The sequence below is a fragment of the Synechococcus sp. MIT2312 genome, from assembly GCF_059772315.1.
Window position 1 is genome coordinate 2,126,043 of sequence record NZ_CM186281.1, and the last position, 23,838, is coordinate 2,149,880.

At 57.6% G+C, this 23,838-nt stretch carries 20 protein-coding genes, 1 tRNA gene and 1 pseudogene; 10 read left to right on the plus strand and 12 right to left on the minus strand.

What is annotated here, in order from left to right; genetic code table 11:
* Positions 1-2: 2 nt before the first annotated feature.
* On the plus strand, positions 3-959 hold the full coding sequence (locus AC6EI9_RS11695) for a DNA polymerase III subunit delta' (RefSeq protein WP_498470053.1): 957 nt from the start codon (positions 3-5) through the stop codon (positions 957-959).
* Between the two features lie 11 nt (positions 960-970).
* On the opposite strand, the gene AC6EI9_RS11700 is transcribed toward AC6EI9_RS11695, so the two are convergent.
* The 4 genes from AC6EI9_RS11700 to AC6EI9_RS11715 form a co-directional block, all read right to left on the minus strand.
* Positions 971-1,768, minus strand: a complete 798-nt coding sequence (locus AC6EI9_RS11700) for a response regulator transcription factor (RefSeq protein ID WP_067096292.1) — start codon at positions 1,766-1,768, stop codon at positions 971-973.
* 363 nt (positions 1,769-2,131) lie between these two features.
* A tRNA-Asn gene (locus tag AC6EI9_RS11705) sits at positions 2,132-2,203 on the minus strand.
* Positions 2,204-2,226: 23 nt separating this feature from the next.
* Positions 2,227-2,925, minus strand: a complete 699-nt coding sequence (locus tag AC6EI9_RS11710; protein WP_498467915.1) for an ABC transporter ATP-binding protein — start codon at positions 2,923-2,925, stop codon at positions 2,227-2,229.
* Positions 2,926-2,931: 6 nt separating this feature from the next.
* Entirely contained in the window at positions 2,932-3,195 is a 264-nt protein-coding gene (locus AC6EI9_RS11715) for a UPF0367 protein family (RefSeq protein ID WP_067096303.1), read from the minus strand.
* 156 nt (positions 3,196-3,351) lie between these two features.
* Between AC6EI9_RS11715 and psbD the strand changes: the two genes are divergently transcribed.
* Together psbD and AC6EI9_RS11725 are read left to right on the plus strand one after the other, a co-directional pair.
* Complete coding sequence (psbD, locus tag AC6EI9_RS11720) at positions 3,352-4,407, plus strand: photosystem II D2 protein (photosystem q(a) protein) (protein ID WP_006041823.1); 1,056 nt, start codon at positions 3,352-3,354, stop codon at positions 4,405-4,407.
* 363 nt (positions 4,408-4,770) lie between these two features.
* On the plus strand, positions 4,771-6,342 hold the full coding sequence (locus AC6EI9_RS11725) for a DUF2079 domain-containing protein (RefSeq protein WP_498467916.1): 1,572 nt from the start codon (positions 4,771-4,773) through the stop codon (positions 6,340-6,342).
* On the opposite strand, the pseudogene AC6EI9_RS11730 reads toward AC6EI9_RS11725, so the two are convergent.
* The 3 genes and pseudogenes from AC6EI9_RS11730 to AC6EI9_RS11740 form a co-directional block, all read right to left on the minus strand.
* Positions 6,317-7,624: pseudogene (locus tag AC6EI9_RS11730) on the minus strand (DUF2079 domain-containing protein); the annotation flags it as partial. The gene AC6EI9_RS11725 and the pseudogene AC6EI9_RS11730 sit on opposite strands and share 26 nt — an antisense overlap.
* Entirely contained in the window at positions 7,621-9,138 is a 1,518-nt protein-coding gene (locus AC6EI9_RS11735) for an ArnT family glycosyltransferase (protein WP_498467917.1), read from the minus strand. The pseudogene AC6EI9_RS11730 and the gene AC6EI9_RS11735, both read right to left, overlap by 4 nt.
* 272 nt (positions 9,139-9,410) lie before the next feature.
* Positions 9,411-11,087 (minus strand): DUF2079 domain-containing protein, encoded by a 1,677-nt coding sequence (locus AC6EI9_RS11740; RefSeq protein ID WP_498467918.1) that lies wholly within the window; start codon positions 11,085-11,087, stop codon positions 9,411-9,413.
* 607 nt (positions 11,088-11,694) lie between these two features.
* Here AC6EI9_RS11740 and AC6EI9_RS11745 point away from each other — a divergent pair.
* The 4 genes from AC6EI9_RS11745 (at position 11,695) to AC6EI9_RS11760 (ending at position 17,425) form a co-directional block, all read left to right on the plus strand.
* Complete coding sequence (locus tag AC6EI9_RS11745; protein WP_498467919.1) at positions 11,695-13,425, plus strand: iron uptake porin; 1,731 nt, start codon at positions 11,695-11,697, stop codon at positions 13,423-13,425.
* 210 nt (positions 13,426-13,635) lie between these two features.
* Positions 13,636-14,604, plus strand: coding sequence for a cysteine synthase A (cysK, locus tag AC6EI9_RS11750; protein WP_498467920.1), 969 nt, complete (start codon positions 13,636-13,638; stop codon positions 14,602-14,604).
* On the plus strand, positions 14,601-15,329 hold the full coding sequence (locus AC6EI9_RS11755; RefSeq protein ID WP_498467921.1) for a J domain-containing protein: 729 nt from the start codon (positions 14,601-14,603) through the stop codon (positions 15,327-15,329). Before cysK ends, AC6EI9_RS11755 begins: the two co-directional genes overlap by 4 nt.
* Entirely contained in the window at positions 15,329-17,425 is a 2,097-nt protein-coding gene (locus tag AC6EI9_RS11760; RefSeq protein WP_498467922.1) for a tetratricopeptide repeat protein, read from the plus strand. The genes AC6EI9_RS11755 and AC6EI9_RS11760 overlap by 1 nt, the downstream gene beginning before the upstream one ends.
* Here AC6EI9_RS11760 and ndhO read toward each other — a convergent pair.
* Entirely contained in the window at positions 17,404-17,661 is a 258-nt protein-coding gene (ndhO, locus tag AC6EI9_RS11765; RefSeq protein ID WP_498467923.1) for an NAD(P)H-quinone oxidoreductase subunit O, read from the minus strand. The two genes, AC6EI9_RS11760 and ndhO, sit on opposite strands and share 22 nt — an antisense overlap.
* A 58-nt stretch (positions 17,662-17,719) precedes the next feature.
* Here ndhO and AC6EI9_RS11770 point away from each other — a divergent pair, with 58 nt between their 5' ends.
* Together AC6EI9_RS11770 and AC6EI9_RS11775 are read left to right on the plus strand one after the other, a co-directional pair.
* Entirely contained in the window at positions 17,720-18,976 is a 1,257-nt protein-coding gene (locus AC6EI9_RS11770) for a cation:proton antiporter domain-containing protein (RefSeq protein WP_498467924.1), read from the plus strand.
* Positions 18,977-19,003: 27 nt separating this feature from the next.
* The gene (locus tag AC6EI9_RS11775) at positions 19,004-19,948 is read left to right on the plus strand and encodes a TIGR01777 family oxidoreductase (protein WP_498467925.1); all 945 of its coding nucleotides are present in this window, start codon (positions 19,004-19,006) and stop codon (positions 19,946-19,948) included.
* Here AC6EI9_RS11775 and AC6EI9_RS11780 read toward each other — a convergent pair.
* The 4 genes from AC6EI9_RS11780 to AC6EI9_RS11795 all read right to left on the minus strand — a co-directional run bounded on the left by AC6EI9_RS11780 (position 19,884) and on the right by AC6EI9_RS11795 (position 22,256).
* Positions 19,884-20,159: a DUF8620 family protein gene (locus AC6EI9_RS11780; RefSeq protein WP_498467926.1), complete on the minus strand. Its 276-nt coding sequence runs from the start codon at positions 20,157-20,159 to the stop codon at positions 19,884-19,886. The genes AC6EI9_RS11775 and AC6EI9_RS11780 overlap by 65 nt on opposite strands.
* The gene (locus AC6EI9_RS11785) at positions 20,156-21,361 is read right to left on the minus strand and encodes a lipid-A-disaccharide synthase-related protein (protein WP_498467927.1); all 1,206 of its coding nucleotides are present in this window, start codon (positions 21,359-21,361) and stop codon (positions 20,156-20,158) included. Before AC6EI9_RS11785 ends, AC6EI9_RS11780 begins: the two co-directional genes overlap by 4 nt.
* Position 21,362: 1 nt before the next feature.
* On the minus strand, positions 21,363-21,782 hold the full coding sequence (locus AC6EI9_RS11790) for a hypothetical protein (protein ID WP_498467928.1): 420 nt from the start codon (positions 21,780-21,782) through the stop codon (positions 21,363-21,365).
* Positions 21,783-21,845: 63 nt separating this feature from the next.
* Entirely contained in the window at positions 21,846-22,256 is a 411-nt protein-coding gene (locus AC6EI9_RS11795) for a HesB/IscA family protein (RefSeq protein WP_498467929.1), read from the minus strand.
* Between the two features lie 111 nt (positions 22,257-22,367).
* Here AC6EI9_RS11795 and zds point away from each other — a divergent pair, with 111 nt between their 5' ends.
* On the plus strand, positions 22,368-23,834 hold the full coding sequence (zds, locus tag AC6EI9_RS11800; protein ID WP_498470055.1) for a 9,9'-di-cis-zeta-carotene desaturase: 1,467 nt from the start codon (positions 22,368-22,370) through the stop codon (positions 23,832-23,834).
* Positions 23,835-23,838: the final 4 nt, after the last annotated feature.

A 23,838-nucleotide genomic window follows, 5' to 3' on the forward strand; every position in this document is an offset into this window, starting at 1 on the left:
AGATGTTGTTCGGCGAGTTGCAGGGGCAGCCGCTGGCGCAACGGTTACTGGTTGCGGCTCTGGAGAACCGCCGACTGGCTCCCGCCTATTTGTTCAGTGGCCCTGATGGGGTGGGACGACGTCTTGCAGCGCTTCGTTTCCTGGAAGGTCTGTTGGGTGGAGGTCACTCCACTGCGCGCGAACGCCGGCGTCTTGAAGAACGCAACCATCCCGACTTGCTTTGGGTGGAGCCCACCTACAACCATCAGGGTCGTCTGATCCCACGATCGGAAGCCGAATCGATTGGCGTGAGCAAGCGGACACCACCGCAGGTGCGATTGGAGCAGATCCGTGAGCTGAGCAGATTTCTGGCCCGTCAGCCTCTGCAGTCGCCGAGAGGTTTGGTGATTCTGGAACAACCTGAGGCCATGGCTGAAGGAGCCGCCAACGCACTGCTGAAGACCCTTGAAGAGCCAGGACATGGACTGTTGATCCTGATATCCGCTGCACCGGAGCGACTCCTGACCACCATCCGATCGAGATGTCAGCAGATCCGCTTCACGCGTCTCAGCGAGGAGTGCTTGCGCTCAGTTCTGGCGCAACTGCCTGATGGTCAAGGTGAGCAAGCACTTGCCCTGGCGGCCAGTCATCCAGAGCTTCTGTCCCTGGCTGGCGGATCGCCCGGGGCCTTGCTGGACCATGTGCGGATCTGGAGCAGCATTCCTGAAGAGCTGAGACGAAGATTCCAGACCCTTCCCACAACGCCTTTACAGGCACTGGGCTTGGCGCGAGATGTCTCAGAGCAGCTGGAAGGAGATCAGCAGCTCTGGATGATCAACTGGTGGCAGCATCACCTCTGGACGGCATCCACTCAGCCTGAGCGTCTCAAGAGGCTCGATCGTCTGCGCCAGCATCTTCTGTCGTTTGTTCAACCCAGGCTGGCCTGGGAGGTCGCTTTGCTCAATTTGATTGAGAGTTGATCAGTGGCTTGTCAAGCGCTTGCGCGACTCTCCTGATCTTTTTGTTCACGGTCCTGCCGCGCCTGAGCCAAAACGTCCTGCAGACCTTCGAGCTGAGCTCCAGTCGGGAGTTCGAGGCAGTAGCCGGCTCCGTAAACCGTCTTGATGAAGCGAGGTTTCCGCGGATCAGGCTCCAGCTTGGTGCGCAAGTGACGCACATGTACTCGGATGGTTTCAATGTCGTCGTCAGGCTCATATCCCCAGACTTCCTTGAGAATGAGGGAGGGAGCGACGGTCTGACCGTGACGCTGCAACAGACAATGCAGCAGTTCAAATTCAAGGTGCGTGAGACGCACGGGTCGGTCGAACCAGATCGCTTCAAACCGTTCCGGCACCAAGGTCAGTGGGCCGTAACTGAGGATTTCGTGGTGGTTGCTGCTTGTTCCCACCGGCGCTCGATCGCTGCGGCGTAACAAGGCTTTGACCCTGACTTGCAGCTCCTCCAAGTCGAAAGGCTTGGTCAGGTAATCATCGGCTCCGGAATTGAAGCCACTCACTTTGTCTTTGGTTCCCCCCAGGGCGGTGAGCATCAAGATCGGGATGGCCGCTGTGCGCTCATCGCGTCGAAGACGTTGACAGAGGGTGAGCCCATCGACTTTGGGCAACATCAGATCGAGCAGGATCAGATCCGGGCTGTACTGCAGAGCCAAAGCCTGGCCTTTGATTCCATCGTCGGCGCTTTGAACGTCGAAACCACTGTGCTCAAGGTGACCACTCACCAGTTCACGCATGTCCCGGTCGTCTTCGATTAGCAGGATGCAGGGCTTCATCGACAGAGCAGCGGAGGGAAAGGTGGACGAGGGTATGCCGCGTCATTGCTTGACAGATTCTCTCAAGGTTCTTTGTGGCTTGCATTGATGTCCCTAAGGGGAGTGAACAGGATCTGTTGGTTCAGAACAGCTGCTGCCACTGAAGTTTTGGCTTACTTCGACTCGGGTTGACGGTGCTGCCTCTATAGAAAGTCTTCGGTTTCGGAGGCCAACTGTTAAGGAAATTCCGTTTTTCAAGGCATTTTCCAGGTTGGTGATTCAGCTCTTGGGACTTTCAGCTGTCTTGGCTGGCGTCAGTCTCTGGAATTTGTTCAAAAAAAATCACCACAACTCTCCGAGTCGTGGTGATGAAGTTGATCAAAACTCCCCGGGCGGGATTCGAACCTGCGACCAATCGATTAACAGTCGACCGCTCTACCGCTGAGCTACCGAGGAATGTGACGTGGAGAACCTACCCCTCAGCCATGCCGTCCCGCAAGGGGTTCAAGTCGTCTTCGCAGCGCTGGACCCTTCTGCCATCCCCCGACTCGTCCCCGCTCCATCTGGGCAGCTCCATCCGCATGGTCCAGCTCTCCCAGTCGGTGGGTGATCCAGAGAGCTGTGAGCGGATTGCTGGAACGGTGGCAAAGCTGCTGAACCGTGCTCAGGATGGCTGATTGACTGCTGGGATCCAGCAGAGCGGTGGGCTCGTCGAGAAGCAGAAGCGTTGCTTCACTGGCCAGCGCGCCGGCGATGGCCAGGCGTTGCTTCTGGCCTCCGCTCAGGGTGTGAATCGGACGGCCCGCCATCCCTGCAAGTCCGACCTGCTCCATCAGTCGATGGATTCTGTGCCGCTGCTCCTGGCGGCTCAAGCCGGCAGGCAGATTGAGCAGGAGCTCGCTGCCGCAGCTGGGCAGTAACAGCTGGTGGTCTGGATTCTGGAAAACCAGGGCAGGCCTCAGTTCATGGTGAACAAGGCCGGACTGAGGACTGATCAGGCCGCTGATGATCCTGAACAGGGTGCTTTTGCCGCTGCCATTGCTGCCAACGAGCATCCAAAGTCCGGGGCCGGGAACCTCGAAGCTGCAGCGATCAAGAGCTTTTGTGCCGCATGGCCAGCTGTAGCTCACTCTTTCGAATCTCAGCCCTGCCTGCGCGGTCTGTTGATCCCGGCTCATGCAGGTTCAGCCATCCAAAGAGAAGCCAGGACGTTTGCTGCCACCGGCTGCCGCTGTCTTTTCATAAATCTGCACGGCCAGCAAATCGCTGGTGAGCACGCTGAGCCTTTTCCCTTCAACTTTTTCGCAAGTGAGTTCAAGCAATCGTGGCTGCCCCTGCTCGAGGGCCGTCCGCACCTGCTGATACAGCCCCTCTGCAGCGTCATGCTCCTTGCGCTGCACGGACACGGGCATCGGGCTCATGCGCAGAGCCAGCTCAATCACGTACACGTTCGGATCAATTCACTTTGCTCATCTTCGCGAATGAAAGGCAGCGGTGTAGTGATGAGCATATCTACTCATGTCCTGATCATTTCCTGAATCAGTGCCCACAGAATCGCTGACTCCAACTAGGCTCGGCACGTAACGCTTCATGAAGCTCCCCTCATGACGATCGCTGTAGGACGCGCGCCACAGCGGGGATGGTTTGACGTCCTCGATGACTGGCTCAAGCGCGACCGCTTCGTTTTTGTCGGCTGGTCCGGCATTCTTCTCTTCCCAACGGCCTATCTGGCCATCGGTGGCTGGCTCACAGGCACCACCTTTGTCACCTCCTGGTACACCCACGGCATCGCCTCGTCGTACCTGGAAGGTTGCAACTTCCTGACTGCTGCTGTGTCCACCCCCGCTGACGCGATGGGTCACAGCCTTCTGTTGCTCTGGGGCCCTGAAGCCCAGGGTGACTTCGTTCGCTGGTGTCAGCTCGGCGGCCTCTGGGCCTTCGTTGCACTGCACGGTGCTTTCGCACTGATCGGCTTCATGCTGCGTCAGTTCGAGATTGCCCGTCTGGTCGGCATCCGTCCTTACAACGCCATCGCCTTCTCCGGTCCGATTGCGGTGTTCGTCAGTGTCTTTCTGATGTACCCCCTCGGCCAGAGCAGCTGGTTCTTCGCGCCCTCCTTCGGTGTGGCAGCGATCTTCCGCTTCCTCCTCTTCCTGCAGGGTTTCCACAACTGGACCCTCAACCCCTTCCACATGATGGGCGTCGCCGGCATTCTCGGCGGTGCACTGCTTTGCGCCATTCACGGTGCAACGGTGGAAAACACCTTGTTTGAGGATGGTGAGCAGGCCAACACCTTCAAGGCGTTCGAGCCCACCCAGGAAGAAGAGACCTATTCGATGGTCACCGCCAACCGCTTCTGGAGTCAGATCTTCGGTATCGCCTTCTCCAACAAGCGCTGGCTGCACTTCTTCATGCTGTTCGTGCCTGTGATGGGTCTGTGGACCAGCTCCATCGGCATCATCGGCCTGGCCCTCAACCTGCGCGCCTATGACTTCGTGTCACAGGAAATCCGCGCTGCAGAAGATCCCGAATTCGAGACCTTCTACACCAAGAACATCCTTCTGAATGAAGGTCTGCGTGCCTGGATGGCACCGGCTGACCAGCCGCACGAAAACTTCGTCTTCCCTGAAGAGGTTCTACCTCGGGGTAACGCGCTCTGATTTTCATCACGCGTTCAAGATTGCCCCCGAAAGGGGGCTTTTTTATTGATAATTTAATCGCAATCGCTGCAGATTTTGGTCTGTAAATTGTTCTTCTAGGAGTACCTGATTCAAGTTGAAGGTGTCGCGGCCATTTGAATGATTGCCTGGCCTGCAGGACTCTTTGAAGCTCTTTGCAATTGATGATTGCGTCCATAGGCCAAAATGGCTGTATGGCTATTGATCCGAGCAGTCTGCGTGGCGCTTTTGAGTAGGAACTGGTTAAACAAAACCTCGGCTGCGATCGCATCGTTCAAGATCTGGAATCTCATCATCAGATCTTGGCCTCCTGCGGTTTTAGCTTTAGCGACTGGCTTTTGGCTGATGGGGTTCTTGCTTCAGATTTGGAGGCTTGAAAGTTTCGGTTCCACCTACGACCAGGCCTTATTTCTGCAGGAGTTGTGGTCAACGGCGCAAGGTCGTCCTTTCGAAAGCAGTTTGTCATCAGTTCTCTCATCTGCAGTTGCGGTGAATGGAGACCTGCCGAATGTTGCTTATCTCCATTTGGGTCAGCACGCCAATGCCTTGACTCTGCTTTTGGCTCCAGCAGTTGCTGCTTTCGGTTGGCTCGTCCTTCCCTTTGCACAATCCACAGCCTTAACTGCTGCTGGTTTGGTGCTCTGGCGTATTGCTCAACCGCGTTTGAGTGAAGAGTTGGCTTGGCGTCTTGTCTTGAGTTACTTCTTGAGTGGGGCTGTGATTGGCCCGATGTTGGAAAACTTTCACGACCTGATTTGGTACCCACTCCTTGGATTTCTGATTCTGGGGGGATTGCTCGATCGGCGCTGGCGACTGGTCATGTTGTCGTCTGTTGCCTTGTTGTTGGTTCGAGAAGACAGTGGCCTCTTGCTGTTTTCGATTGGCCTTTGGTCCGCTGTTCGTCGGCCTGGTCTGCGTGGAATTGGGGTCGGATTGATGCTGATTTCATGTGTGTGGGTGCTGCTTGTGACCGGTTTGATTCAGCCTTCTGTCGATGCCTCCCTATCTGATCGTTTCCTCCAGGAGAAATTTGGACATCTTGTTGAGGATGTCTCTGGCGGAACGTTGTCAGTTTTGTTCCAGATGCTGCAAAGGCCGGCTGCCCTTCTGGAAGCCTTGGTAAGCCCACCAGGTTCCACATTCGGATTTCTTATTGCACTTTCCCTGCCGCTTTTATTGGTGCCCCTGTTTTCAGTCGACGCAGCGTTGATTGTGAGTGCACCGTTGCTGATTGCTTTGTTGTCCCAGGGACGTACGGCCCTTGCTGTGACGCTCCGCTACGTGTTGGCTCTTGTTCCAGGCCTGTACATCGGCACGTTGCTGTGGTGGCAAGCCAACCCGTCTGTTTGGAAGAAGCGTTGGTTGCGACCTTGCTGGACGGCTGCGCTGACTCTTGGTCTATTGATGACGATTGTTAGTAATCCGCACCGAACCTTTTCTGCAGTGGTGCCTGATAGTTTTTCGCCATGGGTGCATGTTTCGCCCTCAGAGATGCTGAGGCGACGAGCAGTAGGGATAAAAGCTCTCTCCTTGATCCCGCCAACGGCTTCAGTGAGTGGAGATACTCCTTTGTTGCCAAGGCTTGCTCAGCGTGAGGTAGCCATTCGCTTCCCCAATGGTGTGAATTACCTGGATCGAGATGGGCAGGTTCAGGAGGTGGATTGGATCGCCGCTTTCCCTGGCTATTATTCACCGTTGGTGCCGTTATTTAAACGGGAAACTCAACAGCAAAGACGCATCCTCAATGCAGTGGAAAAACTGACGTCTGAGGGACGTTATCAGCAGGTTTTTTGTGAGAGTGGTGTTTTGATTTTGCGTCGGTCTTCCGGCACAATTCAAGACCAGAATTCCAGCTCTGACAAGTCCAATTTCTGTCTTTTGCCTCACGGAGAAGATCCGTCTGGATTCCCCTCTTAGAGCCCCACCCCGGCTGGTTGGGGTTGAGTAGGAATACATTCCAGTTGTTATTGAAGGCTTGCTTGCTTCGAGATTGTTTAGCAAAGGCAACATGCTGCCTCTGGCTGATCTGTGGGACGAAATAACTGGTGGTGAGGACACGATCCTTTGATGTCAGTTTGGAGATGGCTTGTTCTGCATCACTCAGCATATTGACTCTATTGAGATAGGGACCTGTAAAAAACCAAGGCTTGGCTAATGCCACCCAGATAGTCACTGCCCAAATCACACCTTTCCAAGGGAAAGCCTTTCTTGGCTGCAGCGCCAATCCGTCGATGGCGGCTGTCACGCTAAGGACGGCAAGAGGAAGGCTGTAGTGGTGAATCAGGGTGCGATAAGACGATGACTCAGCGTTGAGGTTGACGAGCAAAAGTGGTACAGCGGCGCTCAAGATCAGCAACGAGCGCTTTCTCCAGAAAGGAAGAGTCGGGAGGACTAAGACGAGAAGGTAGAAAAGGCCGCCGCCTAGATCGATGTGTGTGAAGGCAAGCCATGGTTGGCTAATCAATGTGAACAGAATGTCGCCGAAATTGTCACCAAGATGGGAGAACATTCGACCAGCAGCTTTGGGCCCATCTCCATTTCGGAACCATGGATACAGCCATTGGCTCAGCAGCAGAATCCAGGCACCGGATAGTCCTGCCCCGACGATGGCCCAATGCCAGCGACGTTGAATCAGCAAACTCAGGCTGAGTCCAAGTGTGATCAGAACAAGGCCATCGCGGCATCCCAGCATCACGACCAGAAGCGCTAGCCATCCACCAAAGCGTTGCTGGCGTTGGCACCAAATCGCTAAGGCGAGTCCCGGCATGACCCAGGTCTCAGGGTGGAAGTCAAACAAATTGACGTTGAAGACCAACGGTTGAAGCCACCACAACAAACAGCTGAACCAGCACAGTCGTCTGTTCAGGCCTGCCTGCGCTGCCAGCATCCAAACAGGAATTGCGGTGAGACTGAGGGCCAGAGCTTGGCTTGCAAACAGCCATTGAATGGAGGGATGCAACCAATACAGAAAGCCGGACCAATAGAACATCCAGGCGCCGTGATCAGCCAGCAGATGAACCTCCTCCATGGAGGAGACAGGAGGTAAACCATGGCTCACTAACCAGGCCCATTGATCAAACAGCCCAAGGTCATAGGCATTGCTTTGAAGCAGCCAATGGCGCGAAGCAGCGAGTCCCCACCCCAAAACAGCAAGGCCAAGGGATGTCCACCACAGGCGTGCAGGTGGCGTTCTGTTCATGGTTGGTCAGTGGAGGAGCAGTGCCAGAGAGCCCAACCGTCCGCGTCAGGTCTGTTTGTCTTACAGCCGTGGCGGGTCCGGTCGCTCACGAGCCAAAACTCCTCCGCAGGCTTGGCCGTGAACTTCTTCAATGAACGCTTCGCGTACCAGTTGAGAGAGGGGCGCGTGGGTCCGTCCAGCATCACGACCGCATCCGCCGGGAGCAATTGGATTTGTGCTGCCACAGGCCTTGGATCCCAGATTTCATTGAGTTCCCACAGCCAGAGATGGCTGTGCCAAAGCGCAAGCAGTCCAAGGCTCCAACCCGCGATCACCACGGCAATACCTTGCTGACGTTGAAGCAGAAGCGGCTTCGAGAGCTTCAGCCCACCGATGAGCAAGCCAAGGCCTGCGGCAATCAGGGCTGGGAATGGAAGTGCCGCACTGGCATTGACCGCCATGAGAACCATGGCGCTGATCAGGAGGAGAGTTCCGATCCACTGCCAAGCCTGTGGAATCCAATGAGGGCGACCCCCTTTCAAGAGGCGAGCCAGGGCTTCTCCGCAGAGAAGGGCGATGGGCGGCCAGAGGAGATGGCTGTACCAAGGCAATTGGGTCCGTAAGGGCAACACCATCAACGCGCTACCGGCAAGGAGGCCCAGTTCCCATAAGCCCGTTGAGGTTCTGCGATGGCGCCATGCCCAGACCACGCCGCTGGGTAGGAGCAGGATCCAGGGCCACCCACCTTCAAGAACCTCTGTGAGTGGCATCACCCAGGCCCCACTGTTATTGCCGACAACATCGGTCACTCGACCAAAACCCTGGCCGCCCCACATCACGAGTGCATCGTTTCCGCGCTGCCAAAAGTGCCAGAGGTGCCAGAGCGCTCCTGGGATCAGGCCGCCCATCGCCCAGCCCCAAGCCGAATATTTCCTGCTGGTGGTTGTGTCGAAAAAACCAATGATCCCGATCATGGCCAAGTAACCGATCAGAGCTGGTGGTTTCAGGAGCAGGATTCCGCTTCCCCCCAATCCAGCCAGCAAGCCGTGCCAAGGCCAGCGCCTGCTGCTGAGCCAACCGCTGATCAGGAGCAAACTGCAGCTCACAAGAGTCCCATCCAGCATTGCCAGCCGCCCATGGCGCGCCATGGGCAAGAGAGTCATCAGGATCAAGCCAGCACAAAGAGCCGAGCGCTCCGTCTCTTCCCCATTGCTGAGCTGGCGTCTCAGAATCACGATCATTGGTATCGCCAAGCTGGCCAGCAGGCTTGGCATCAGGCGCACTGCCCACTCCACCTCTCCAAACCGCTTGATCGATGCCCCGATCAACCAGTGCAGTGCTGGCGGTTTGTTGAGGTAGACCGCCTCACTGTTTTTAATCGCTAAAAGCCAGTCCCAGGCTGGTTGGGCTGCGGTGGAACGGGAGACTCCTGCCACTAACGCTTCATCCCAATCGCGCAACGGCACATTGCCCAGCCAAGGCAGCCAAATCAGCAGTGTGAGAAACCAGAGCAAAAGCGGCAATTGCACTGCCACGAGCCCCCGGCGTCCGTTAACTTGCAAAGGACTAGTTCGCAGCGAAGTGGTCTCATCTTCAACCCTCGGGTTCATGCATGAGATCGAATGCATCGCCGGCGTTCATCTATCCATCCAGGAGGAGGTGTCCATGAGTTCCAGTTGTTTGACCCAGGGTCTGCTGATCGCGGAGAACGCCGGCTGACGGCATCGTCTTCTGACTGATCAATCGGTTCCGTGCCAGAGCGGACCCGGCGAGAGCCCCCAGCCTGTCTCTGGTTGGGGGCATCGTTTTATGACTTTTTCTTTGGTGATCGGCTTGGGCGAGGCGCCAGAGGCGTCGCGAGCCGCTCTTTTAATTGCAGCTCCAATTCGGGTTTTCGAGGTCCGTTCAGTTGCAAAACGGCGATGCCATTGCTGATGCCTTGCACCCGGTAATCAACCATCTGGCTTGGCAGCTCCTGCTGAATCCGTCTGAGTTCTCGCCAATCACTGCGAAACGCCACGCTGTAGCGCTCCAACCAGTCGAGATCAACGGCGATCCAATCCACGGCCAGTTTGTGCTTGTCTCGGTCGAGGTAATGCAGCGATTCGGGATAACGGACTGCAACTTCACGTTGAGCGATCAACGGAATCAGAGGTGTATTGGCGCTCACAGAAGCGTCTTTGGGGATCAATTTCAGAACTCGGCGGGCATCCTGTCCGTGTTCCCATTGCTCAAGAGGACTGCTAAAAACCATCGGCTGAATGCTGTCAGGGACAATCCACGACAAGCTGCGGTGAGGATTGCTGCTGACTGTGAGCAGTAGCGAAAGGGTGATGGCGATTCCCCAGGCCAGGCGAGTACGACCTCCAGGGATCGGTTGCTGACGACGGCTCCACCAAAACAACGTTCCAAGGCTGAAGCCCGGTACGACCAGCAGCGTGTAGCGAATGGTGATTGAGAGCGGGTCATTGCTGCCCTGGGCCAGAAATAAACCAAGGAGTGATGGGCCTGCAAGGATCCATGCATCAATGCTGATCAGAGGCACCATCAGGAATGGAAGTCCATGACCAAGTAGATACAAAGAGGTTTGAACCGGGGGTGAGAAGAGCTCTTTCAGCAGGATCAATGGCTGCCCCATGGCCTGCCGCAACATGGAGAGACTGCTGGCACCTTCGCTGGGATCAACATCGAGATATTGGCCAAAGTTCTCCACCATGAACCTCTTGCTGTTGTCGTCAGAGAACAGTGGCATCAGTGCATTGGTGACGAACAACATCCACCCAGCTCCCCAGACAATCAAAACAACGGCAATGAGCCATCGTTCACGTTCTCGAAAGAGCAACCAAAGGCCAATGGCGATCAACATGATTCCGGTGTCTTCTCGAATCAGCGGGATGAGGACAGCGGCGCTGACGATTAACCATTTCATTCGCCCTTGAAGTCCCAGCATCAAGGCGAAAACAGCAACGGGAAGCTGGCAGAGATCGGTGAAATTCCCCAGGGTTGGACCGATGAGTGCATTTCCGCCATAAAATGCATAAGTCAGCCAGTTTGCAGTCCTTGTAGGAACAATTTTTGTGGCGAGTTGATGAAGGACTAATCCTGCGATTGCGATGAGTCCTACTTGTACAAGCGGAAGTGCAGCACCTCCGATCAATGCGAACAGAGGAGTCCAAAGAAGTAAAGAGGGCGTGAAATGCTGGCCTAAGCGCGCATATCCCAAGCCTGGAGCCTCACCGCTGTGGATCACATTGGTTGAGAGCTGCGAGGATAAAGTGCTTTCAAAAGGGTGTCCGCGAAGGCTGTTCCAGAGCACTTGTTGAAAAATACCCTGGTCGTAACTGGCAAGAAGCACCTGCGAACGCCAGCCCTGCAGTAAAAGTGCTGCCAGAACAAAGATCAGTGCAGCAATCAGAACATGATTGTTTGGCTTTAAAATCTGGAGCGAATTCTTTTTGCGAGTCTTGCTGGGGCTGGAGCGCATCAATGCCCAATGGCGTGAGTTGATCTAAGTATGACTCCTGGGATCAGGTCTGAGTCGTGATGTGATGAATGGCCGCCTTGGCCTTGGTTCTCTGGGTTGACTCACTTTCGACGAGTTCAATGAAACTGGTCATTCATCGGAGCAGCAAGTGGACTCATGAATGTTGTTGATGTAGTGGATCAGTTTTGAGCCTTAATATGTATTTGTCTCTGGTTTAATCTTGGTGTTTATGGCCTTTGATTGTCACGACTGTCAGCGGGCTCTTGACAGAATGTTGTGCGGACATCGCTGATTGTGGACGTTGCTGCTTAGGTCTGAACTTTCATTGCAGATTCAGATTGTGAATTGAGGTGTTTCGCGCTTTTTGCCTGATCGGTGATCACAGAGGATCTCATTGATGGAGTGGCTCCGGTTCTTGCGGCTGGTGGAGAGATTGATTTCAGTCAGATTTGGTTGCCATCACTACACAAAAATTTTGTTTTGGTAGCGCTGGCTACATGCCAAGGGATGTGGTGTCACAGCCCCAGCGATGCGAGTCCGACACATTCTGCAAGATGAATGTGGCGTTTTATACATTCGCCGGTTCTGTGTGTGAGGACCCTTCTCCATGAAATTGTTCAAGCAACTGCTGGTTGCTCCTGCTGCTCTCGGCCTTCTGGCTCCAATGGCTGCTGGTGCAACTGAAGTCAATGTTGCCGGTGTTTCCGATTACGCCTCAGTATCTGCTGACGCGGTTGCTGCTGAGCAGGTCACCAGCATCACCCAGTTCTCCGACGTCTATCCGACCGACTGGGCTTATCAGGCTCTCAGCAACCTGATCGAGCGCTACGGCTGCGTTGCCGGTTACCCCAACGGCACCTACCGCGGCAACCGTGCCATGACCCGCTTTGAAGCGGCGGCGCTGCTGAACGCCTGCCTCGACCGCGTCACCGAAGTGACCGACGAGCTCAAGCGTTTGATGAAGGAGTTCGAAAAGGAGCTCGCCATCGTCAAGGGCCGCGTTGACGGTCTGGAAGCCCGCGTTGGCGAACTGGAAGCCACCCAGTTCTCCACCACCACCAAGATGAGTGGAAACACCACCTTCGTGATCGGCGCCAACAGTTATGGCGGTGACGCCAAGGTTCGCGGTCAGTTTGGACGTGACCTCGATTTCGACGTCAGGAACGACAACGGTGACGTGATTGAGCGTTTCAATCCCCGCAATATGGCCGACCTGGCCAATTCCAATCTCGGTGCGACCACCTTCAACTACGACATCAAGATCGATCTTGATACCAGCTTCACGGGTAAGGATCTGCTGCGCACGCGTCTGAGGGCCGGCAACTTCGATTCGAGTGCTTTTGGATTTGGAGCCTCCACAGGAATTCCTTCTCCTTTCGGTGGGACCTATTCGACGGCGTCAGGCCTGGAAGTGGCGTTTGAGGAGGGTGATGGTCTCAACATCGACCGCATCTTCTACCAGTTCCCATTGGGTAGTTCTTTCACGGTCACAGCAGGCGGCAGGGTTCGTCAGGACGACATGCTGGCCGTCTGGCCGAGTGCGTATCCCTCAGACACCATCCTTGATTACTTCACCTATGCAGGTGCCCCGGGTGCTTACAGCCTGAATCTCGGTTCCGGTGCAGGTGTCTGGTGGAGCAACGACGGCTTCAGTATCAGTGCCAACTACGTCTCCACCAACGGCTCCGAGGGCAATCCCAATACCGGAGGCATTGCAACCGACGGTGCTGCCGGGACTGGCACGGTGCAGCTGGCCTATGCCGATTCCAGCTGGGGTGTTGCTGCGGCGTACACCTACAGCTCTCAGAACTGGGGCAGTGTCTACGAGTCCACAGGAACTCCTCTCGCCACACAAGTTGGCTTGCTGGGTAACAGCAACAACGTTGGCCTGAGTGCCTGGTGGCAGCCGGAAGAGTCGGGCTTCATTCCGTCGATCAGCGCCGGCTGGGGCCTCAGCTCCACGTCCGGTGCCGACGACAGCGGATTGTTGGGGTACGACTTTGATTCCGCAACCTCTCAGTCTTGGTATGTGGGTCTGCAATGGAGCGATGTCTTCCTGAAGGGAAACAACGCCGGCATGGCTGTTGGTCAGCAAGCGTTCGTGACCGGAATTGATCTCTCCGGCGATGACATTCTCGGAATCTCCTCTTCCGATGCTGAAACCCAGCTGTCGCGCGATGGTCAGTACGCCTGGGAATTCTGGTATCAGTTCCAGGTCACAGACAACATCTCAGTGACGCCTGCTCTCTTCTATCTGAGCCGCCCTCTGGGAGCTGCAACTCAGGGTGAGAGCTTCAATCAGTTCGGCGGTCTGGTGAAGACCTCGTTCCGTTTCTGATCAGAGCTCATTAGCAGCGCCCAGCCTCTGCAAGGCCCCCTGATTCAGGGGGCTTTTTTTGTCCCTGGGTTGTCTGATGTGCTGCACCGCTGACTCGTGCCAGATCTCAATGCTTTCAGTGGAGGGATTCCGCCATCACTGTGAGGCACGTCAGTCGTGGCTGTTCCGATGGTTGGATGGATTTGACGCAGCACCCGACTCCCGAGCCGAATGTCGATAGCTCCAGATATCACTGCGTTGGTAGGGCGTACACCTCTGGTGAGGCTGAATCGTCTCCCTCAGGCTTTCGGCTGTCAGGCTGAAATCGTGGCCAAGCTTGAAAGCTTCAACCCCACGGCCTCGGTGAAAGACCGCATCGCAGGAGCCATGGTCGAGGCCGCCGAGCAGAGCGGAACGATCGTGCCCGGCAACACCGTGCTGGTGGAACCCACCAGCGGCAACACCGGAATCGCTTTGGCGATGGTGGCGGCAGCCAGGGGATACCGCCTCATACTCACAATGCCCGACACCATGAGCACAGAGCGGAGATCGATGCTGCGTGCCTACGGAGCGGAGTTGCAGCTCACCCCAGGCAATGAAGGGATGCAGGGTGCGATCGCTCTCGCCAGGGAGTTGGTGGACGAGATTCCTGGCGCCTATCTGCTTCAGCAATTTGATAACCCTGCCAATCCCGCCGTTCACGCGGCATCAACGGCGGAGGAAATCTGGCAGGACACTGAAGGGCGATTGGATGCTCTGGTGGCGGGGGTGGGGACAGGAGGAACCATCACCGGTTGTGCCCGGGTGCTGCGCAATCGGCAGCAGGATCTTCAGGTGGTTGCAGTGGAGCCTGCTGCCAGTCCGGTTTTGTTGGGTGGAGCAGCGGGTCCTCATCGCATCCAGGGCATCGGGGCCGGCTTTGTTCCTCCCGTACTGGAGAAGGAACTCATCGATGAGGTCATTGCTGTGACCGATGAGGAGGCCATGGAGCTGGGCCGGCGTCTGGCCAGGGAGGAAGGATTGCTCTGCGGAGTGAGCAGCGGTGCAGCTGTTGCAGCCGCGTTGAGGCTGGGCCAGCGTCCAGCGATGGCCGGTCGCCGAATCGTGGTGATTCTTGCCAGCTTCGGCGAGCGTTATCTCTCCACTCCGATGTTCAGTGCTGCAGCCGTTCTGCCGGCGCGCCGGGATGGTCAGCTTTGAGTCCTGCGTTCTCCAATCATTCGGATCAGCCTCAGGATCCCTATTCAGTGCTTGAGGTGACCTCCAACGCCACCCAGGCTGAGCTCAAAGCGGCCTATCGCCGCCTGGTGAAGCAGCATCATCCCGATGCGGGAGGTGATGAAGAGCGAATTCTGGTGCTCAACGCTGCCTGGGAGCAAATCGGTGATCCCGAGGCTCGGCGCTGCTTTGATCGAGAGTTCGGATCCTCTGAGTCTGCCCGTGAGGAAGCAAGGGCCCGAGGAGCCCGCAATGCCCGAGCCAGTCAGGCGGCACGGCGTGCATCAGGCCAGGGAGCCAGCGAAGACCAGGCACTGTCCACCTGGCTTCAGAAGGTCTACGCACCGATTGACCGTCAGCTCGGTCAGGTGATCAATCCTTTTTCTGAGGAACTGAAAGCTCTTTCGGCAGATCCTTACGACGATGACCTGATGGAGGCGTTTTGCAACTATCTGGAACAGAGCCGAAACCGTTTGGACAAGGTCAAGAACCTGTTCCAATCGATACCGACTCCGCCATCGGCCCGGGGCTTTGGCTTAAGCGTCTATCACTGCCTCTCCCAGGTGGAGGATGCCGTTGAGGAGCTGGAGCGTTACACGATGGGGTACGTCGACAGCTATCTCCATGACGGTCGGGAGATGCTTCGGGAGGCCCGCCATCGTCGCCAGCGTCTTCAGCAGGAACGGCGCAGGTTGGAGATCGGTTGATGGGTGCTGGGCCGTTCCGTGTCTCCCTGATCCTGATCTGGCTGTTGTCCACCGTTGCTGATCGTCTGTGGTGGGGCCATCACGCTGGTTTGCCGTCGTGGGATCAGGCGGATTACCTCAACAGCGCGCTTGACCATGGACGCGCTCTCGGTGTTCTGGCCGGAGGCGGCTGGCAAGGGTGGAACGCTCTCCTCGACCTCTCGCCCAAGATCCCCCCGCTGGCCTCATTGGTGAACGGCACGGTGATGTCCGTCGCCGGCGACGCGCCTTCTGACGCGGCATGGACGTTGAGCTTCTGGAATGCCCTGCTGCTGGTCTCAAGCGCCGGGTGGGCACTTCAGTTCCTGCGCCCAAGACGATCAGCCAGGCGATTCGCCTTGCTGGCTGCCTCGGCTGTAGCCCTGGCCCCGATGCTGTTGGAACTCAGGACCGACTATGTGCTCGAACTGCCCTTGACCGCCCTGGTCACCTTGGCGCTTTGGCGGCTGGGAGTTTGGTGGAATCCGCGAGGTGGAGGCCTTTGGTGGCAGGCGCTGCTCGCAGCTTGTGCTGTGGCGTTGTCACTGCTGGTGAAACAGAGCGCTCTTCTGGTGTTACTGCCTGCGGTGGGTTGGTCACTTGTGGCAGCCCAGCGCATCGGACGGGGCCGGCGACTGCAGGCGCTGGCGGGATTGATGTTGGTGTTGGTCTCAGTGTTCCCCTGGCTTCGGCACAACTGGATCACGACCCTTGGGGGAACCAATCGAGCTGTGATCGAGTCTGCGGCGCGCGAGGGCGACCCGGGGGTTTTCAGCTTGTCGGGCTGGCTCTGGTATTTGCGTCAGGTCCCCCTTCAGATCGGCGCGGCATTGCTTTGGATTGGGCTGGCCGGCCTTGTCTTGCTGGTCATCATGCGTTTCATGCCGCGGATGGCAACGGTCAGCGATCAACAGGATCAAAGGGATTCCTGGACCTGGTTGGTGGGAACTCTGTTTCTGGGTTGGTTCGTGACCAACCTCAGCCCCAATAAAGACCCTCGTTACCTGGCTCCGTTGTTGCCGTCATTGCTGTTACTGCTGAGCCGCGGCTGGTGGCAGTGGGGCCTGTGGATCCGTCAACGCTGGCCCGCCCGATCAGCTTGGCTGCCTGGATTGGCTCTCACTGCGGGAGCACTGGTTGCGATCGCACCGGCTTGGACTGCCCAGACCGCACGCCTGCGACCTCGTCATCGTCATCCGCTTCAGTCGATTGTTGAGAAAGCCGGTGGCGCTGATCCCGTCGCGGATCCAATCACGTTGATTGTTGTTCCCAGCACTCCGGATCTCAATCAGCACAATGTGAGTTACTACGGTCGCCGCAACGGAGGCCGGTTGGTGGGCCGCCAGCTCGGCGGAAGCACTGATCACATCCGGCCCGTGTTGGACCATGCCAACTGGGTTCTGCTTGCTGAAGGTGACCAGGGGTCGGTCCGCAGGTCTGCTCGTTCCTTGGATCAGGCCGTTCGTGAAAGCGGGATCTTTGAGCAGGTGGAGGTGTTTCCGCGTTCAAAGGGAGGCAGCTACTCACTTTGGCAGCGGCGGATCGATTCAGAGGTTCCCGCGGGTTTTGAACAGCGGTTTCCCCAGCTCGCAGCAGGACTGGCACAAGGACCTGCAGGGCTCGATCCCGTCTTCAGCAGTGTGGAGATCGAGCACATGCTCGACGGCCATTTCAGCTATCGAGCACCACTCCGGCGTGCGGCTCTCGAGCGCCTCAAGCAGGATCCGTCCGATGACTCTGCTCGCTGGAGTCTGGCCCTGCTGGCGGTCCTGACCAATCGGCCGGCTGAGGCTGCTCACCATTTCAAGCTGCTGGAGAATTCCAACCCTGAAAGTCCATGGCCAAGCGCCTATCGCAGTGTGGTTCTGCTGGCGGGCTGGAATCCCTGGTCTGCATCCTCGGTGGCTGCAGCTGCAGTCGGGCGACATGGGCAGCATCCCATTCTGGTGAGCCTTGAATCGCTCTCCGCTGTTCTTGGTGGAGCCATCTGGCGACTTCCTGAGGTTGTTCAGTCGCTGCCCGCCGCGGTCTCCGCCGTTGAGGAATCGCTCAGTCCTCAGGCGAACGGCTCAAGCTGATCAATGCGCAGCCAGACATCGGGGACCGGACGCCGCCAGCGCACCTGCCCGTAGTCGCCCTTCACCACTAACAATTCTCCGGGACCATCGAAGATGTAAGCCGGTGGATAAGGATCGCTGGCTCCGGCCTCCACACTGCCTGCATAGGCCGCTCGGTTGACCCGCACCAGCGCACCTTTTTTCAATGGCGCGGGGGGCTTGGCAGCTGCTGCAGGGCTCGGCTCTGTCTCTGCCATCACGGGTTGTTATTCGCCGGTCAGGCTAGAACCCTTCAAGACCACTTCCGCAGTCGGTTTGGACAACGGCCTCTCGCTTTATCTGGTGGCATTCGGCGGCCTGCTGCTGGTAGCAGTGCTTCTCGATGATCTTGCGGCCCGGGTGAGGGTTCCTGGAATCCTCATGGTGCTGCTGCTCGGTCTGCTGATCGAAAATCACGTGGATGTTTCCGGCAGTCGTGAAATCACACTGCTGAGCCTTGATCAGGCCAAACAGATCACCGAAGCAGCACTGGTGCTGGTGTTGTTTTTCGGAGGTCTCACCACCAACTGGCAGCAGGTGCGTGGAGTGATTCGCCCGGCGGCTCGTCTGGCCACCATCGGTGTGCTGATCACTGCAGCTCTGATCACCCTGGTGGTTTTCGGGTTCGGTCTGGCGCAAGGGACGGAGTCGATCTCCGTCATCCTCCCCCGCAGTCTTTTCGTTGGGGCCATGGTCGCGAGCACCGATGCTTCAGCTGTTCTGGCTCTGCTCCGTCCGCTTCAGGGCCGACTGCCGAAGCCGCTCACGGATCTGATCGAGTGCGAGTCCGGCTTCAACGACCCCATTGCCGTGGTTCTTGCCGGACTGGCTCTGGCACTGGCTGGTGGTGAGGGCGTCGGCGCTGGTTTGCTGGTCACGGATCTGGTCCGTCAGTTCCTGCTGGGAATGCTGATCGGTTTCCTCGGCGGCAGTCTCACGGTGCAGTTGCTCGGGACACGCATGGGGCTGAATCAGACCTCGATGCTGCCGGTGGTCAGTCTTGCCTTGCTGATGGTGCTGAGCGGTGGCACTTCGCTGCTGGGAGGCAGTCCATTGCTCGCGGCCTATGTCGCGGGACTGGTGCTTGGCAACAGTGCCGATCTGGACCAGAACGGCCTGGAGGAAGCCCATTCCAGCTACGCAAAAATGGCTGAGCTCCTGCTGTTTCTCTGCATGGGGCTTGTGGTGAACCCTCAGGATGTGGTTCACGCCGTTGGTCTGGCTTTTGTGCTGTTCCTTGTGATGCAGCTCGTGCGCTTGCTGATGGTGCAGATCCTTCTCTGGCGGACGCCCTTCAGCCATGGCGAACGGATTTTTGTGTGTTGGGCAGGCCTGCGCGGCGCCGTTCCCATCGCGATGGCCATCAAGGCCTGGTCGACTCCTGGTGTGAGCTGGGGTGTGGCCATGCCTCCGCTTGCTCTGGCCGTGGTGCTGTTTGGTCTCTTCATCCAGGGCTTTGCGCTGGTGCCCATGGCGCGCAAGATGAATCTCACCTTGCCGGTTGAAGACACTGATCCCTCCATCGCTTCCTAACCTCGAGCACTCGACGTTGCCGTTTCCATGCGCCTTCTGCTGATTGGATGCACAGGCTTGGTTGGCCGTGGTCTGATTCCCGTTCTGCAGGCTGCCGGTCACCAACTCACCATCGTCAGTCGCCGTGCCTCACCGGCGGCCTTCCCCGTGGACGTTGCAGGAGCTCTTCAATGGATTCAGGTGGATCCAGCGGTGGCATCCAGCTGGTCTGAGTCCACGCCACTGCATGATGCGTTGGCCGCCAGTGACGGCGTTGTGAATCTCGCGGGTGAACCGATTGCTGAACAGCGCTGGACGGTTCAGCATCTTGAAACTCTGGAGTCCAGTCGCCTTGAGACAACCCGTCATCTGGTGAGTGCCCTGGCCACGCTTGCCAAGCCTCCATCCGTGCTGGTGAATGCTTCGGCTGTTGGCTATTTCGGCACCAGTCTTGATGGACGCTTTGAGGAGAGCAGTCCCGCTGGTCAGGATTTTCTGGCCCGTCTTTGTCAGAAGTGGGAGCAGGCTGCCGCTGAAAAGCCCGCTGCAACTCGGCTCGTTGTGCTGCGTATCGGCATTGTGTTGTCCTCTCAAGGAGGGGCTCTCGCCAAAATGCTGCCGGTGTTCCGCGCAGGCTTCGGTGGCCCGATCGGCTCCGGTCAGCAGTGGATGAGCTGGATTGAACGTGGCGATTTATGCAGGATCATTCAGAGTTCCCTGGAAACGGATTCCTGGTCTGGAGTGATCAATGCTGTGGCTCCCGACCCTGTGACCATGTCTGTCTTTGCTGGAAGCCTTGGCCGTTGTCTCGGTAGACCAAGTCTTCTGCCGGTGCCGGGTCCGATGCTGCAGCTGCTGCTGGGTGATGGCTCCAAGGTTGTTCTGGAGGGGCAGTTCGTGCGTTCGAGTCGTCTCGAGGCGCTTGGTTTCAACTTCCTCTGTCCGACTCTGCCCGTTGCACTCGACGTTGCCACCAGCTCCAGCAACCGCTGAGAACGGCTGCGCCCATCAGCAGACCGATGGCTGGTGTGAACAGGGGTTCCCACAGGCGCATGAACAATCCCATGGGTGCCTCCAGGCCCTGACTGCTTCCAATCACTGCAACAGCGAACCATCCAGCCCCAGCGATCACCAGGAAGACATTCAGGACAAGGATGCGATCCAGCCAGCGTTTCCAGGCGGGTTCGGAGTTCGGCTCACTCATGCGGAGAGCTGCAGCAGCTGAGAGATCGATGCCGCCATCCTGCCGCCGCCGCCGGCTTTGCCGAGGCGGTTGAGCGCTTCGTCACGGCAGCGGCGCTGTAGCTGTTGATCAAGATGGCTGCGCTCCAAAAGCTCGAGGGCCATTGCAGCTGTGCGTTCAAGGGTGGCTGGTGTGCCTGCCTCACCATCCACACAGAACACGGTTGGACCCAACAGACGGCGCTGGGCTTCCGCAAATCCTGCAGTGAACTGAGGACCTTGACCCACCAACTGCAGCACCGGTCGGGCCAGCCCCACGGCCTGTTCCGCTGCCGTTCCTGCCATGCACAGCAGCAGATCGGAACTGTGCAGGACGGCTCCGAAGCCACCTCGGTGGATCTGCACCCGATGGGCGTGGCGACGCAGCAGTGTTGTTTGCCCGTTGTCGGCCTTGTGAAGGCTCCAGCCGACAGGGGCAATCAGCTCTGACAGTGCAGCGTCGGAGAGTGAGGACACCAACGCCAGCTCAAGCTGCAGCTCACCACTGCTCAGTAACGGAGCCGGCAGTTGTTCCACCACTCCCAGCAGAAGCACCAGGTTCTGCTCCAGCTCAGGCCGGCGGCTTCCCGGCAGCAGTCCCAGTCGTCGGCGTGCCTGTGGCAGGCGTCGATCGTCCCTCAGGATCGGATCCATGAACGGATTGCCCAGAAACGTGACGGGTTTGCGCAGCTGTGAGCTCAGATCGTCTGCACTGAGCTGGTCGCGGCTGAACACGGCCTGAAAGCGAGGGCTGCGCAAGCACTGAGCACACGGCCAGGGCAGGCGCAATTTCCCCTCATAGTGACTTGAGTACGCCACGAGGTAAGTCGCGACAGGCCGTCTGCAGAGCCAGGCGGCCATCACTGGAATCACATCGCCAACTACCACCACCTGGTCGTAACGCCCGGCGATGCGCAGCAACCTCAGCAGGCGTCGCAGCAGATAGACCACCTGTCCCTGCATCAGCTCGGTCAGCCGACCATGCAAGCTGGTGTACCCCAAGCCTCCCGTGCTGAATTCCTGGGTGCCTCCGATCAGTGCGATGCCTGCGTCCCGATAGGGCTGTCCTCTGCCCACCAGGGGAAGCGCGTCCACGGCATGGCCTTCGCACTGGAGTGCCTGTCCAAGCAGCGCACCAGAAAGATCCTCCCCATGGCCGTTGCTGAGCAGCAGCAGTCGGCCCACGTCAGAGCTCCAGCCAGGCCTTCACCTTGAGCAGTGCCGGCCACTCCGGTCGGCGTTTGAGACCGTCGTCAATGGATTCCTTCAGCTCAGCTCCCATTTCGGGTGCGAGTGCCAGCACCTGCTGAACCACTTCAATCTGATCTCTGACGCCTTTCGCTTTGGTTTCCAGCATCGCCAGACACAGATTGATGCGGGCCTGAGGATCCTGATTGTTCAGTTTGACGGCCATCCGTGCAGATCGCAGAGCCTCTTCCGACTGATCACTCAGCAACTGCAGCCAAGCCAGGCATGTCCAGCCTGCTGACTGGCGAGGGGCCGCTGCGGTGATGGTCTCAAAATCAGCGAGCAACTCCTGCGCTGGAGCTCCTTGCTGATAACGGTTCATCGCCTGCTGGAAGAGACTTTCCTGGCTGGACTCCATGGAGTGCTGATCGGTCGGGCAATGCCTTCAGATTCCCACAGCAGCTCGATGCTCCTTGATGAATCACACGGCGAAGGAACTTCCGCAGCCGCAGGTCTGGGTGGCGTTGGGGTTGGTGAAATTGAAGCCGCCGCCGATGAGCGCGGTGCTGAAGTCCAGCTGCATTCCATAGATGTACAGCAGGCTTTTGGGATCACAGATCACTTCAAAGCAGGCGCCATCAGGTGCTTCGTATTGGTATCTCTCATCGTCGTTCTGGATGTCTGTCGCAGGCACGAAATCCATCGTGTAGCTCATGCCGCTGCAGCCTCCCGAGCGCACGCCCACCCTCAGAACCTGCTGGCTTCCTTGATCACTGCAAAGTCTGGCCAGCTGTTGCATGGCAGGGCCTGTGATCAGGATGCCCTTTCCGTCTCTGGCGGTATGAGACTGACTGACTGTCTCGGTCTCAGCTGTGGTTTCGATGCTGGACATCGGAGGCACTGGCACTGGATCCTTGAATCACTGTATGAAGCCTTCGCTTGTTCTGCCTAAAGCAGTTGAGCCTGATCAATTCATAGAGTCCTCGCAGTTGCACTGATGACGGTGCGGGTCGCGATTGTGGGTTCTGGGCTGGCTGGCCTCTCCGCCGCTGTGGATTTGGTGGAAGCAGGCCATGAGGTGAACCTCTATGAGGCTCGTCCTTTCATGGGCGGAAAGGTGGGCAGCTGGGTGGACCCGGATGGCAATCACATTGAGATGGGGTTGCATGTCTTCTTTTTCAATTACGCGAACCTGTTCGCGTTGATGCGCAAGGTGGGTGCGTTCGACCATCTCTTGCCCAAGGATCACACCCATTTGTTTGTGAACCAGGGTGGCGATCTGCGCGAACTTGATTTTCGTTTCCCGATCGGTGCACCTTTCAACGGTCTTAAAGCCTTTTTCACCACTCCTCAGCTGGGTTGGATCGACAAACTGCGCAATGCATTAGCGCTCGGCACCAGTCCGATCGTTCGAGGCCTGGTCGATTACGAGGGCGCGATGCGCACCATTCGGGCGCTCGATTCAGTCAGTTTTCGAGATTGGTTCGTGGGCCATGGCGGCAGCCCAGAGAGCATTCGCAGGATGTGGGATCCGATTGCTTACGCGCTTGGTTTCATCGATTGCGAAACGATTTCGGCCCGTTGCATGCTGACCATCTTCATGATGTTCGCCGCCAAAACCGAGGCCTCCAAGCTCAATCTGCTCAAAGGATCCCCCCATCGTTGGCTGACTGGCCCCATTCTCGATTACATCCAGCAGCGTGGTGGCAAGCTGCACCTCCGCCACCCTGTGAAGCAGGTTGAGTTCAGCGAGGGGGATCAACCCGAAGTCACGGGCTTGAAGTTGAGCACCCCTGATGGCGAACAGCATGTTGTTGCCGATGCCTATTTAGCCGCTTGTGACGTGCCCGGCATCCAGCGTTTGCTTCCAGAGGAATGGCGTCGTTTTCCACAATTCGAGGCCATTCATCAACTCGAGGCGGTGCCTGTGGCCACTGTCCAGTTGCGTTACGACGGTTGGGTCACGGAACTTGGGGAGAACAATGCCGAAAGTCGTGGCGACCTCAGTCACCCCGCCGGTCTGAACAACTTGCTCTACACCGCAGATGCCGATTTCAGCTGTTTCGCGGATCTTGCCTTGGCGAGCCCCGAGGATTACCGCAAGCAAGGTGAGGGCTCGCTTCTGCAATGTGTGCTGACACCTGGCGACCCCTGGATGCGCAAGTCTGTGAAAGACATCGTCGAGCACACCGATCGTCAGGTTCGAGAGCTGTTTCCATCCGCCGCAAATCTCACACTCACCTGGAGCAATGTGGTGAAGCTGGCGCAATCGCTCTACAGGGAAGCTCCAGGGATGGAGCCTTACCGACCTGAGCAGAGCACCCCGATCAGCAATTTCTATTTGGCCGGGAGCTACACCCGCCAGGATTACATCGACTCGATGGAAGGAGCCACCATGAGTGGGCACCTTGCCGCCGCCGCCATCCTGGGGCAACCGGCTCGACTTGCCGTTAACTCCGCAGTGGCCTGAACCG

Excerpts from the sequence above, each read along its gene's own strand:
- ndhO (WP_498467923.1), bottom strand. The coding sequence starts at position 17,661 with ATGGCAGAGACAGAGCCGAGCCCTGCAGCAGCTGCCAAGCCCCCCGCG.
- cysK (WP_498467920.1), top strand. The coding sequence starts at position 13,636 with ATGTCGATAGCTCCAGATATCACTGCGTTGGTAGGGCGTACACCTCTG.
- AC6EI9_RS11790 (WP_498467928.1), bottom strand. The coding sequence starts at position 21,782 with ATGGAGTCCAGCCAGGAAAGTCTCTTCCAGCAGGCGATGAACCGTTAT.
- AC6EI9_RS11780 (WP_498467926.1), bottom strand. The coding sequence starts at position 20,159 with ATGAGTGAGCCGAACTCCGAACCCGCCTGGAAACGCTGGCTGGATCGC.
- AC6EI9_RS11760 (WP_498467922.1), top strand. The coding sequence starts at position 15,329 with ATGGGTGCTGGGCCGTTCCGTGTCTCCCTGATCCTGATCTGGCTGTTG.
- AC6EI9_RS11795 (WP_498467929.1), bottom strand. The coding sequence starts at position 22,256 with ATGTCCAGCATCGAAACCACAGCTGAGACCGAGACAGTCAGTCAGTCT.
- AC6EI9_RS11775 (WP_498467925.1), top strand. The coding sequence starts at position 19,004 with ATGCGCCTTCTGCTGATTGGATGCACAGGCTTGGTTGGCCGTGGTCTG.
- AC6EI9_RS11695 (WP_498470053.1), top strand. The coding sequence starts at position 3 with ATGTTGTTCGGCGAGTTGCAGGGGCAGCCGCTGGCGCAACGGTTACTG.
- psbD (WP_006041823.1), top strand. The coding sequence starts at position 3,352 with ATGACGATCGCTGTAGGACGCGCGCCACAGCGGGGATGGTTTGACGTC.
- AC6EI9_RS11725 (WP_498467916.1), top strand. The coding sequence starts at position 4,771 with ATGGGGTTCTTGCTTCAGATTTGGAGGCTTGAAAGTTTCGGTTCCACC.
- AC6EI9_RS11700 (WP_067096292.1), bottom strand. The coding sequence starts at position 1,768 with ATGAAGCCCTGCATCCTGCTAATCGAAGACGACCGGGACATGCGTGAA.
- AC6EI9_RS11740 (WP_498467918.1), bottom strand. The coding sequence starts at position 11,087 with ATGCGCTCCAGCCCCAGCAAGACTCGCAAAAAGAATTCGCTCCAGATT.
- AC6EI9_RS11745 (WP_498467919.1), top strand. The coding sequence starts at position 11,695 with ATGAAATTGTTCAAGCAACTGCTGGTTGCTCCTGCTGCTCTCGGCCTT.
- AC6EI9_RS11710 (WP_498467915.1), bottom strand. The coding sequence starts at position 2,925 with ATGAGCCGGGATCAACAGACCGCGCAGGCAGGGCTGAGATTCGAAAGA.